Genomic DNA, 11,797 nt, shown 5'->3' with positions numbered 1-11,797 from the left:
TACGGCGGCGAGGAGGCCCGTTGGACCCTCCCCGGCAACGGGCCCGACCGCGAGAACCTGCCGGGCGTCTACTCCTTCGTCCACGGCAACACCGCCGTGATCTCCCTCGACGCCAACGACGTCTCCTTCGAGATCCCGGCGAACCTGGGCCTGTCCGGCGGAACCCAGACCAGGTGGCTCGAGGCCCAGCTGAAGAAGTACCGGGCGTCCAAGGACGTCGACTTCGTCGTCGTCTTCTTCCACCACTGCGCCTACTGCACCTCCACCGCGCACGCCTCGGAAGGGGGCGTGCGCCAGGAGTGGGTGCCGCTGTTCGAGAAGTACACCGTGGACCTGGTCATCAACGGCCACAACCACGTCTACGAGCGCACCGACGTGCTCAAGGGCAACCGGGTCGCCAAGAAGCTCCCCATCGGCGGCACCGCCTACCCCGAGACCGACGGCGTGGTCTACGTCACCGCGGGCGCGGCCGGCCGCAGCCTCTACGCGTTCAGCGCCGACCAGTCCTACGAGGGCCACGAGAAGGACCTGGAGTCCGTCTCCTCCTTCGTCTGCCTCAAGGACGGCGCCCGGCAGAACGAGACCGTCGACTGGTCGCGCGTGCGCTATCTCGACTACTCGTTCCTGCGCGTGGACGTCACCCCGGCCGCCCGCGGCCGCCACGCCACGCTGACCGTGCGGGGCATCGCCGAGACCGGCGAGCAGGTCGACCACTTCACGGTGGCCCGCCGGGCCAAGTAGCGGCCGGGCCGGCGGGCGGCCCTCGGGCCGGCTCTCACATCCGCTTGAGGACCGCCTGCTTGGCCATGCTGAACTCCTCCTCCGTCAGCACCCCCGACCGGTGCAGCTCGCCGAGTTCGCGCAGCCGCCGCAGCAGGGCGTCGTGGTCGTGCTCGGCGGCCGGCGCGGGCCCGGGCGCGTCCTCGGGCTCAGGGCCGTCCGGTACGGGCCCGGAGGGCGCGGGGATGCCGGCGGGCGCCGACGGGTGCGGCAGCCGCGCCTGCACGGCCGCCGCGACCAGTGCCATCAGCGGGTCCTTCTTGAAGCCCCACAGCTCCACGGCGTTCGGGTCGTACTTGGGCGGGGCCTGGGTGGGCGCGTCACGCACGGTCAGGCGCAGATGGCCGTTCTCCAGGCCGACCGCCGGCAGCCACTCCACGGCCGTGATGTCGCGCAGCGCCAGGGTGCGGGCGCCCGCGGCGGCCTTGGCGTCCTCCGTCTTCCAGTTCCACTCCAGCCGGACGCGCTCCCCGTCGAAGCTCGCCGTGCCGTCCCCGGCGGCCACCGACAGGGGGACGGACGGACCGGGCAGCAGATACTCCGCCACCGGTCCGGCCGGCACCCGCTCAAGGAGCAGGGCGCTGCGGACCTCTTCCACGAAGTACTCGGCCACGCCGTAGCGGTCGGACTCCACCAGCAACTGGTAGGGATCGTTGGGCTCGGTCAGCCGTCCGCCGGTCGCGTGCAGCAGCGGGTCCGCGCCGTCGCGCAGCCGCAGCCTCAGCCGTCCCGCCTTCTTGCCCTGCTCCAGCGACACACCGGCCAACGCGCGCAGCGGGACGAGGAGTTCACCCAGGGTCCGGCGCAGGAGACCGACGTTCTTGTCGCGTCCCGGAGTGAGCCGGAGGGCGTCGCCGTCGAAGGTCCACGTGCCGTCCTTCTGGATGATTTCCGCCATGGGGGGATTGTTTCACCGCCGGTGCGAGAGAGTGGTCTATACCGTCGGGGCTCAAGGTCCCGAGACGAGCGTGAAGGGAGCGCATGTGAGACGGCACCACAGCACGACTCCCCGTAATCCCCGCAATCCCCGTAAGACCCGGGTCTCCCGCGCCCGGGTCTCCCGCGCCCTGGTGTCGCTGCTGCTCGTCGCGGCGGCCGGGGCCTTCGCGGCCGGCGCCGCACCCGCCGGGCAGACGGGCGCGGCCGGGCAGGCGCGGGCGACGGCGACCCCGCTGGGGCAGATCATCCCCGCGCCCGCCTCCGTCCGGGCGGCCGGATCGCCGTACCGGATCACCGCCGGCACCCGCATCCGTGTCGACGGCGGCCGTGAGGCCCGCCGGGTCGGCGAGTACCTCGCCGGACTGCTGCGCCCCTCGACCGGCTACCGGCTGCCGCTGACCACGCACGGCCGGGCCGGCATCGAACTGCGCCTGGCCAAGGGACCGTTCGGCGCCGAGGGCTACCGGCTCGACAGCGGTCGCGGGGGAGTGACCATCACCGCCCGCGAACCGGCCGGCCTCTTCCACGGAGTGCAGACGCTGCGCCAGCTGCTGCCGGCCGCCGTGGAGCAGCGGTCCGTGCGGCCCGGCCCCTGGCTGGTCGCGGGCGGCACCGTCCAGGACAGCCCGCGCTACGCCTACCGGGGCGCCATGCTCGACGTCTCCCGGCACTTCTTCACCGTCGCCCAGGTCAAGCGCTACATCGACGAACTCGCCCTCTACAAGATCAACGAGCTGCATCTGCACCTCAGCGACGACCAGGGCTGGCGCATCGCCATCGACTCCTGGCCGCGCCTGGCCACCTACGGCGGCTCCACCGAGGTCGGCGGCGGCAAGGGCGGTTACTACACCAAGGCCGACTACAAGGAGATCGTCCGCTACGCCGCCTCCCGCTATCTGGAGGTCGTCCCGGAGATCGACATGCCGGGCCACACCAACGCGGCCCTCGCCTCCTACGCCGAGCTCAACTGCGACGGGGTGGCGCCCCCGCTCTACACCGGCACCAACGTCGGCTTCAGCTCGCTGTGCGTGCCCAAGGAGGTGACGTACCGCTTCGTGGACGACGTCATCCGCGAGCTCGCCGCCCTCACCCCCGGCCGCTACCTCCACATCGGCGGCGACGAGGCCCACTCCACCAGCCACGACGACTACGTGAAGTTCATGGACCGGGTGCAGCCGATCGTCGCCGAGTACGGCAAGACGGTCATCGGCTGGCACCAGCTGACCGGCGCCGCCCCGGCCAAGGGCGCCCTCGCCCAGTACTGGGGCCTGGACTCCACCAGCGCGGCCGAGAAGGCCCAGGTCGCGCGGGCCGCGCAGAACGGCACCGGGCTGATCTTCTCCCCGGCCGACCGGGTCTACCTCGACATGAAGTACACCAAGGACACCCCGCTGGGCCTGGCCTGGGCGGGCTATGTCGAGGTGCGGCGGTCCTACGACTGGGATCCCGGGAGCTATCTGCCCCAAGTGCCCGCCTCCGCCGTGCGGGGCGTGGAGGCCCCGCTGTGGTCGGAGACCCTGTCCACCTCCGCCCACATCGACTACATGGCCTTCCCGAGGCTGCCGGGCGCCGCCGAGCTCGGCTGGTCGCCGGCGGCCACGCACGACTGGGACGCCTACAAGGTGCGCCTCGCCGCCCAGGCGCCCCGCTGGGACGCCCTCGGCATCGGCTACTACCGCTCACCACAGGTGCCCTGGCCGGCAGGCTGACCCGGCGCCTCGCACAGGGCGGCGGGCGCCCCGGAGGACCGTACTCCGGGGCGCCCGCCTGTTTTTGGGAGCCGTGGGCGCCGGCGGCCCGCGAGCGGATTGTCGAGGGTGCCCACCAGCTGGAGCGCGGCCGAGGGGTCGGCGAGGTCCACCATCTGCCGGTTGTCGCGCAGCTGGAGCCGGTTGAGGCAGGACAGCGCGAACTCGGGCGCGAACAGGTCGTACCGCTCGAACCTCCCGGCGAGTCCGGGCACCGACTCCTGGTACTCGCGCACCACCTCGGCCACCGTGTCCCAGAATCCGTCCTCGGTGAGGATCCCCCCGGCGGCGAGGTTCGCGGCCAGGAAGCGGAAGAAGCAGTCGAAGACGTCCGTGAACAGCGACAGCAGCCTGTGGTCCTCCGGGACGTCGACCCGGATGCGCGCGACCTCCGGCGGCAGCACGGCGTCCGGGTCCATCACCGCGATCTCCTCGGCGATGTCCTTGAACACCGCCCGCCGCACCACCCCGTCCGCGAGGACCAGGATCACGTTCTCGCCGTGCGGCATGAAGACCAGGTCGTAGGCGTAGAAGCTGTGCAGCAGCGGGGTGAGGTAGGCGCGCAGGTAGTGGCGCAGCCACTCGCGCGCGGGCAGCCCCGAGCGCTCGACGAGGGCGCCGGCGAAGGACGCGCCCTCGTGGTCCACGTGGAGCAGGGCCGCCATGGTCGCCAGGGACTCGCCCTCCTGGAGCGAGGGCACCGGGCTCTCCCGCCACAGCGCGGCCAGCATCTTGCGGTACGGCGAGTGGCGGTCGGTGGCCGCCTCGTACTCCAGGTGCCGGTAGCCCACGGCCGCGCGCTCGCGGATGACGGTCAGGCCCGTCGACTTCAGCACCGGGTCGTTCTCCACCAGCCGGGCCAGCCAGTCGTTGATGGCCGGGGTCGCCTCCATGTAGGCGGCCGAAAGCCCGCGCATGAAGCCCATGTTGAGCACGGACAGGGCCGTCTTCACATAGTGCCGGTGCGGGTTCGAGGCGTTGAAGAAGGTCCGTATGGACTGCTGGGCCAGGTACTCGTCGTCGCCCTCGCCCAGGCACACCAGGTGCCCGCGGGCGACCTCGGCGGCGAAGGTGACGGCGAGCTTGTTCCACCACTGCCAGGGGTGGACGGGGATGAGCAGGTAGTCCGCCGGGTCGAGGCCCCGCCCGGTCAGCAGCCCGTGGAAGCGCTCGACCGTGTCCGCGCCCAGCTCGGCCCGCAGGAAGGACTCGTACTCGATCCCGGCGCCCGCGGTGAACGACGCCCGTGAGCGGTGCGCGGCCAGCCACACCAGCCGTACGCAGCTCGCGGTCTCGGGGGCGTAGGAGAGGTACTCGTGGATGCCCAAGCCGAGGCGGCCGTTGTTGGCGACGAAGCAGGGGTGGCCCTCGGTCATGCCGGTCTCGATGTCCTGGAAGGAGCTCCGCGCAAGCTCGGCGGAGGTGACCTGAGGCTTGGCGAGCTTGTAGCAGGTGCTCGCCAGGGTGGAGGAGATCTCCTCCAGGTAGACGGGCAGGATCTCGTCGCTCAGCCCGAGGGAGGACTTGAACTCGGTGAAGAAGTCCAGGGCGGCGAGCGGCAGCGGGGCGCCGTCGCGGTGGCGGGTGATCGAGTCCGCCTCGATCTGCCAGTGGTCGAGGGCGCGGCGGGTGGCGGTGAAGCGGTAGCGGGTCCGCCCGTCGTCGCTGCGGACGGTGTGGCCGTCGCCGTCCGGGCGGGGTGCGATCAGGCGCTCGTGGGCGAACTCGGCCAGCGCCTTGCGGATCAGATGACGTTCGGCGCGCTCCCAGTGCCCGGGGGTGAGGTGGGCGACGGCGTCGGGGAGGGTCACGTGGCCACCGCCTTCTCGAAGCGCTCGCGGGTGCAGAAGCTCAGCAGGGCCCGTTTCTCGGGCTTGTCGATCTCCCGCTCGGCCACGAAGCCCACGGCCGCGTTGAGCGCGTGCACGGCCTTGTTGCGCACGTCGGGCTCGACCACGATCCGTCTGGTCGCGGGGTCCTCGAACAGGTGACGGACCACGGCGGTGATGACGGCCCGGGTGAAACCGTGCACGGGCGTGTCGGTGGGCGCGACCAGGAAGTGCATGCCCACGTCCCCGGGTTCGGGCTCGTACAGCCCGACGAGCTCCCGGTGGGCGGGGTCGTACTTCTCCATCAGGAAGACGGGCACGCCCTCGTGCAGCCCGAGCAGCGCGTGGTGGTGCCCGTCGGCGGCGATCTCCATGTAGGCGCGCTCGACGTCCTCGAGCCTGGCGTCCCCCATCATCCAGAAGGCCGCTTTGGGGTGCGTGACCCAGCCGTGCAGCAGCTCGGCGTCCTCCAGGGGGTCCAGCGGCCGGAAGGCGAAGGTCATGCTGTCCGTGCTGTTCGTACTGTCCGTGCTGTTCATGCGGCGAACTCCTGGAAGGCGATCGTCTTCTCGACGGGGTAGTACTCGCTGCCGAGCAGCTCGCGGATGATGCAGCTGTTGCGGTACGGGCCCATCCCGAGGTCGGGGCTGGTGACGCTGTGGGCGTGGACACCGGCGTTCTGCAGGAACACGCCCCGGCCGGTGACGTCGACGGCGTAGTTGCGGCCGACGTCGAAGTTGCCGCGCGAGTCGTAGCGCAGCCGGTCGCGCACCGGGCGGAGGAACTCCGGCTCGGCGTACCGGTAGCCGGTGGCGAGGACCAGGCCCTCGGAGCGCAGCTCGAAGTCCTTGCCCTGCTCCTCCTGGCGGAAGGAGAGGGTGTACGTTCCGCCGTCCCAGGAGGCGCTGTTCAGCGAGGAGTTGGTGAGCAGCCGGGTGGGGACCGGGCCGGCCAGGCTCTTCCGGTAGAGCAGGTCGAAGATGTCGTCGATCAGAGCGCCGTCGATGCCCTTGAACAGGCCCTTCTGCTGCTCGGTGAGGCGGTAGCGGGTCTCCTCGGGCAGCGCGTGGTAGTAGTCGACGTACTCCGGGGAGGTCATCTCCAGGGTGAGCTTGGTGTATTCGAGGGGGAAGAAACGCGGGGATCGGGTGACCCAGTTCAGCTGGTAGCCGTGGACGTCGATCCCGCCGAGCAGGTCGTGGTAGATCTCGGCGGCGGACTGGCCGCTGCCCACCAGGGTGATCGACTTCTTGCGCCTCAGCTCCTCGCGGTGGTCGAGGTAGCGGGAGTTGTGCAGGTGGTCGCCGGGCAGGTCGCGGCAGGCGTCCGGGACGTGCGGCGGGGTGCCGGTGCCGAGGACCAGACGGCGGGCGCGGTAGGTGTCCCCGGTGTGCGTGCGCACGCGGTACAGCTCGTCGCCCTCGTCGTACGTCACCTCGGTGACCGTCGTGCCGAAGCGGACGCTGCTCAACTGGGCCGCGGCCCAGCGGCAGTAGTCGTCGTACTCGACGCGCAGCGGGTGGAAGTTCTCACGGATGTAGAACGAGTACAGCCGGCCCTTCTCCTTCAGGTAGTTGAGGAAGGAGTACGGCGAGGTCGGGTCGGCCAGCGTGACCAGGTCCGACATGAACGGGGTCTGCAGATGGGCGCCGTCGAGGAACATCCCCGCGTGCCACTCGAAGCCGGGCTTGGACTCCAGGAAGACGCCCCTGAGTTCGGCGATCGGCTCGGTCAGGCAGGCTAGGCCGAGGTTGAAGGGACCGAGCCCGATGCCCACGAAATCGTACGTGGCGCAGGGGGCGGTCGGGGCTTCAGGACGCGCGGTCAAGGGACTCTCCCAGGTACTGCTCGGCGTGGCCGGCGATGAGATCGAGGACGGCGGCCAGGTCGGACGGCCGGGTCTCGGGGTTGAGGAGGGTGAACTTCAGGTAGTGGCGGCCGTCCACCGTGGTGCCCGCGACCACGGCGTCGCCGGAGGCGAACAGGGCCTTGCGGGCGTACAGGTTGGCGCGGTCGATCCCGGCCGGGTCGGTGACGGCAGCCGGGATGTAGCGGAAGACCAGGGTGGAGAGCGCCGGTTCGGCGACGACGTCGAAGCGCGGGTCGGCGGCGAGCGTCCGCCAGCCCTCCCGGGCCAGCTCGCACACCTCGTCGAAGAGGCGGCCCACGCCCTCGGCGCCCATCACGCGCAGCGTCATCCACAGTTTCAGGGCGTCGAAACGGCGCGTGGTCTGCAGGGACTTGTCGACCTGGTTGGGGATGCGCTCGGCCACCGTGCGGCGCGGGTTGAGGTAGTCGGCGTGGTAGGTGGCGTGCCGCAGGGTGGCCGCGTCCCGGACCAGCACGGCGGAAGAACTGACCGGCTGGAAGAAGGACTTGTGGTAGTCGACGGTGACGGAGTCGGCGCGCTCGATGCCGGTGAGGAGGTGGCGGCGGGTGGGGGAGACCAGCAGGCCGCAGCCGTAGGCCGCGTCGACGTGCATCCAGGCGCCGAACCGGTCGGACAGCCGGGCCACTTCGGGGAGCGGGTCGATGGAGCCGAAGTCGGTGGTGCCGGCGGTGGCGACCACGGCCATGGGGACCAGGCCCTCGCGGCGGCAGCGCTCCAGCTCGCGGGCGAGGGCGAGGGTCCGCATGCGCCGGTCGTGGTCGACGGGGACCGCGATCACCGCGTTCGGGCCGAGGCCCAGCAGTTTCGCCGACTTGCGCACGCTGAAGTGGCTCGCCTCGGAGGCGAGGATCCGCAGTCTCGCGGTGTCGTCGGCCTTGGCCTCCTCGCGGGCCAGCAGCAGTGCCTGGAGGTTGGACTGGGTACCGCCGGAGGTGAACACCCCGTCGGCGCCCGGGCCGAGGCCGATCCGGGCGGCCGTCCAGTCGATGAGCCTGCGCTCGATCAGGGTGCCGCCGGCCGACTGGTCCCAGGTGTCCAGGGAGGAGTTGACCGCGGACAGCACCGCCTCGCCGAGCACCGCCGGGATGACGACCGGGCAGTTGAGGTGGGCGACATAGCGGGGGTGGTGGAAGTAGACCGCGTCCCGCAGATAGACCTCCTCCAGCTCGTCCAGGGCGGCCGTGGTGTCGCCGAGCGGCCGGTCGAGGTCGATCCGGTCGATGCGGGAGGCGAGTTCACCGGCCGTGACGCCGGTGAACGGACGGTCGGTGGCGGCGAGTCTGGCGGCCACCCGCTCCACTCCTTCGGTCACCGAGCGGCGGTAGCGCTCGGCGGTGAGGTCATTGAGCAGGTGTGAGCGCATGTGGGGGTCCTCCGAGATCGTCTTACTTAGGTTAGCCTAACCTAATTTCACTGGACCGAGGCAGGCCTGTGCCGCGACCGGCCTCACCGCGGGGGGAGTCACTCCTCCGCGCGCAACTGTTCCTGCGTCATCCCGCGCCGCCAGTGGCCGCCGGAGGTGACACGGCGCCGGTCGATCCCGCGCTCGCCGGTGAAACGGCGGCGCAGCCTTGTCCGGCGGGGTCAGGAGACCTTCTTCGCGCTCTCGATGGCCTTGGCGAGGTCCTCGAGCAGCGGGGCGCACTTGTCGTAGGAGAGGATCGGCTCGGGGTTGCGGGCGATGACCTGGCCGGCCCTGACCGCGGGGAGCTTCTTCCAGGTGGCCTGGGTGATGGCGGCGGGCTGGATGGCCGAGGTGCGGTTGTCCATCATGATGATGTCGGCCGCGTACTTGTCGACGTTCTCCCAGCTCAGCGACTCGTACCAGCCGCCGCCCCTGGCCTTGGCCCGCTCCGGCGGTTCGACGAGGTTCACGCCGAGGGCCTTGAAGTACTCCAGGTCGATGGAGAGGTCGGTGCCGGAGACGTAGAACAGGTCCTGGCCGGCGGAGCCGGCCATCACCTTGATGCCCGGCCTGGACCTGGCGGCGGCGCGCAGCCGGGCGGCCGCGTCCTCGAACCGCTTCCTGGCCTGCTTGACCTTTCCGGAAGTCACGTCACCGCCCAGCGACCTGGCGAGCGCGAGCATCCGCTCCAGCGGCTCGGTCAGCCGGCGGTCGTAGACGGAGATGCCGACGGTGGGGGCGCCCACGGCGAGGATCTTCTTCCTGGACTCCTCCGGGACGTACCAGAGGGTGCCGGCGTCGTCGAACATCGTGGAGACGAGGACGTCGGGGGCGAGGGCGGCGTACTTCTCGATGTTGAACTGGCCCCACTCGTTGCCGAGCACGGTCACCTTGCTGACGTCCATGTCGCCGGCCTGGACGTCGGCCTTGCCGTCCTTGGTCGTGGTCGGGCCGAAGACGCCCTTGCTCTGAACGCCGTAGTCGTGCAGTGCGGCGGCGACGCCGACGAAGGCGACGATGTTCGCGGGGACCTCGCCGGCCTCGGCGGTCCGGCCGCGGTCGTCCTCGAAGGACCAGGGGCCGGACTTCGCCGCCGCCCTCCCGCTGTCCGAGCCGCCGCTTTTCGCGTCCCCGTCCCCGCAGGCCGCGAGCGCGGCGCCGAGACCGAGGACGCCGCCGGCGGCGAGGACACCGCGTCGGGAGAGGTGTGTGGCACGGGACTTGGGCATGGGTGTGACCGCTTTCGAACGGGGCGCGGCGCCCGCCGGACAGGTTCGAAGGTAGGTTAGCCTAACCTTAGTAACTGTCCAGGGGTCGGTCGCCGCGCCCGCGCTCGTCAGCGGCCCTGCCGCCGTCCGTCCGGCGCGTGGTGCGGTCAGCCCGTCAGCCCCAGCTCACGGGCGATCAGCATGCGCTGGACCTCGCTCGTGCCCTCGCCGATCTCCAGGATCTTGGAGTCCCGCCACATCCGGGCGACCGGGTACTCGTTCATGAAGCCGTAGCCGCCGTGGACCTGGGTGGCGTCGCGGGCGTTGTCGACGGCGATGGTGGAGGAGTAGAGCTTCGCCAGGGCCGCCTCCTTCTTGAACGGCTCGCCCGCCACCAGCCGGTAGGCGGCGTCGCGCCAGGCCAGGCGGGCGGTGTGCGCCTTCATCTCCATGTCGGCGATCTTGAACTGGATGGCCTGGTTGGCGCCGATCGGCTTGCCGAACGCGTGCCGCTCCTTGGCGTACTTCACCGACTCGTCCACACAGCCCTGGGCGAGCCCCGTCGCCAGGGCCGCGATCGCGATGCGGCCCTCGTCCAGGATCCGCAGGAACTGCGCGTAGCCGCGGCCCTCTTCGCCCAGCAGGTTGGCCGCCGGCACACGGACGTCGGAGAAGGACAGCTCACGGGTGTCCGAGGCGTTCCAGCCCACCTTGGAGTAGGCCGGGGCCACCGTGAAGCCGGGGGTGCCGGAAGGCACGATGATCGCGGAGATCAGCGGCCTGCCGTCGGGCTTGCGGCCGGTCACCGCGGTGACCGTGACCAGGCCGGTGATGTCCGTGCCGGAGTTGGTGATGAAGCACTTGCTGCCGTTGATCACCCACTCGTCGGTGTCCGGGTCCAGCCGGGCCGTGGTGCGCGTGGCGCCCGCGTCGGAGCCGCCGTCCGGCTCGGTCAGGCCGAACGCGCCCAGGATCTCGCCCGCGCACAGCCGGGGCAGCCACTCGCGCTTCTGTTCCTCGGTGCCGAACAGGTGGATCGGCATGGCGCCCAGCGAGACGCCCGCCTCCAGGGTGATGGCGACCGAGGAGTCGACCCGGGCCAGCTCCTCCAGCGCGATGCCGAGGGCCAGATAGTCGCCGCCCATGCCGCCGTACTCCTCCGGGAACGGCAGCCCGAACAGGCCCATGCGGCCCATCTCCCGCACGATCTCGTACGGGAACTCGTGCCGCTCGTAGAAGTCGCCGATCTTGGGCGCGACGACGTCGTGGGCGAACTCCTCCACCGTACGGCGGAGTTCCTCCAGCTCGGGGGTGAGGCGGTGGTTCATCACTGCTCCTTGTGGGAGAGGGCGCGAAGGGTGCGGGAGGGGCTGGGGCGGCCCAGCCGGCCGGCCATCCACTCGCTCGTGGCGACGAGGCGGCCGAGGTCGACACCGGTGTCGATGCCGAGGCCCTGAAGCATCCACACCAGGTCCTCGGTGGCGAGGTTGCCGGTGGCGGACTTGGCGTAGGGGCAGCCGCCGAGGCCGCCCGCGGAGGCGTCGACGGTGGTGACGCCGTGCTGGAGGGCGGCCAGGGTGTTGGCGAGCGCCTGGCCGTAGGTGTCGTGGAAGTGCACGCCGATGACGTCGGTGGGCACACCGGACTCGTTGAGCGCGGACAGCAGCTCCAGTACGTGGCCCGGGGTGGCCACGCCGATGGTGTCGCCGAGGCTCAGCTCGTCGCAGCCCATCTCCAGCAGCGCCTTGCACACGCGGACGACCTGGTGGAGCGGCACGGCGCCCTCCCAGGGGTCGCCGAAGCACATCGAGACATAGCCGCGCACATGCGCGCCCTCGTCCCTGGCCCGGGCCACGACCGGTGCGAAGACCGCGAGGGACTCCTCCACCGTCCGGTTGAGGTTGGCCTTGGCGAAGGACTCGGTGGCGCTGGCGAACACGGCGATCCGGCGCGCGTCGAGCGCGAGCGCCCGCTCCAGACCACGGCTGTTGGGCACC

The 11,797-nt window shown here is 71.1% G+C and carries 9 protein-coding genes and 2 pseudogenes; 2 read left to right on the top strand and 9 right to left on the bottom strand.

Annotation, left to right across the window (positions count from 1 at the left end; genetic code table 11):
* The coding region (locus IE249_RS37545) for a metallophosphoesterase (protein WP_229858691.1) at nucleotides 1–741 on the top strand (741 nt) is incomplete at its 5' end.
* A gap of 34 nt (nucleotides 742–775) precedes the next feature.
* Here the strand turns inward: IE249_RS37545 and IE249_RS16795 are convergent.
* Nucleotides 776–1,678: a DUF4429 domain-containing protein gene (locus IE249_RS16795; protein ID WP_189705629.1), complete on the bottom strand. Its 903-nt coding sequence runs from the start codon at nucleotides 1,676–1,678 to the stop codon at nucleotides 776–778.
* An 85-nt stretch (nucleotides 1,679–1,763) separates the two neighbouring features.
* Here IE249_RS16795 and IE249_RS16790 point away from each other — a divergent pair, with 85 nt between their 5' ends.
* A complete protein-coding gene (locus tag IE249_RS16790; RefSeq protein WP_373304397.1) occupies nucleotides 1,764–3,428 on the top strand; it encodes a beta-N-acetylhexosaminidase in 1,665 nt (554 codons plus the stop codon).
* Nucleotides 3,429–3,511: 83 nt separating this feature from the next.
* Here the strand turns inward: IE249_RS16790 and IE249_RS16785 are convergent.
* The 8 genes and pseudogenes from IE249_RS16785 to IE249_RS16755 all read right to left on the bottom strand — a co-directional run.
* Nucleotides 3,512–5,278: pseudogene (locus IE249_RS16785) on the bottom strand (IucA/IucC family protein); the annotation flags it as partial.
* Nucleotides 5,275–5,835, bottom strand: a complete 561-nt coding sequence (locus tag IE249_RS16780) for a GNAT family N-acetyltransferase (RefSeq protein WP_229858689.1) — start codon at nucleotides 5,833–5,835, stop codon at nucleotides 5,275–5,277. The pseudogene IE249_RS16785 and the gene IE249_RS16780, both read right to left, overlap by 4 nt.
* Nucleotides 5,832–7,124 carry a lysine N(6)-hydroxylase/L-ornithine N(5)-oxygenase family protein gene (locus IE249_RS16775; protein ID WP_189705627.1) on the bottom strand — a complete coding sequence of 431 codons (1,293 nt, stop codon included), beginning with the start codon at nucleotides 7,122–7,124 and terminating at the stop codon, nucleotides 5,832–5,834. The genes IE249_RS16780 and IE249_RS16775 overlap by 4 nt, the downstream gene beginning before the upstream one ends.
* Nucleotides 7,108–8,550, bottom strand: coding sequence for a pyridoxal phosphate-dependent decarboxylase family protein (locus IE249_RS16770; RefSeq protein WP_189705626.1), 1,443 nt, complete (start codon nucleotides 8,548–8,550; stop codon nucleotides 7,108–7,110). Before IE249_RS16770 ends, IE249_RS16775 begins: the two co-directional genes overlap by 17 nt.
* A 98-nt stretch (nucleotides 8,551–8,648) precedes the next feature.
* A pseudogene (locus IE249_RS37540) lies at nucleotides 8,649–8,759 on the bottom strand (siderophore-interacting protein); the annotation flags it as partial.
* Between the two features lie 12 nt (nucleotides 8,760–8,771).
* The gene (locus tag IE249_RS16765; protein WP_189705625.1) at nucleotides 8,772–9,821 is read right to left on the bottom strand and encodes an ABC transporter substrate-binding protein; all 1,050 of its coding nucleotides are present in this window, start codon (nucleotides 9,819–9,821) and stop codon (nucleotides 8,772–8,774) included.
* A 146-nt stretch (nucleotides 9,822–9,967) separates the two neighbouring features.
* Complete coding sequence (locus tag IE249_RS16760) at nucleotides 9,968–11,128, bottom strand: acyl-CoA dehydrogenase family protein (protein ID WP_189705624.1); 1,161 nt, start codon at nucleotides 11,126–11,128, stop codon at nucleotides 9,968–9,970.
* Nucleotides 11,128–11,797 (bottom strand): hydroxymethylglutaryl-CoA lyase (locus tag IE249_RS16755; protein WP_229858688.1); only part of this gene is annotated, 670 nt, incomplete at its 5' end. The genes IE249_RS16755 and IE249_RS16760, both read right to left, overlap by 1 nt.

Origin of the sequence: Streptomyces anandii JCM 4720, assembly GCF_014650655.1 — a bacterium.
Taxonomy (GTDB): domain Bacteria; phylum Actinomycetota; class Actinomycetes; order Streptomycetales; family Streptomycetaceae; genus Streptomyces; species Streptomyces anandii.
This window is presented reverse-complemented; position numbering and strand designations above follow the sequence as displayed.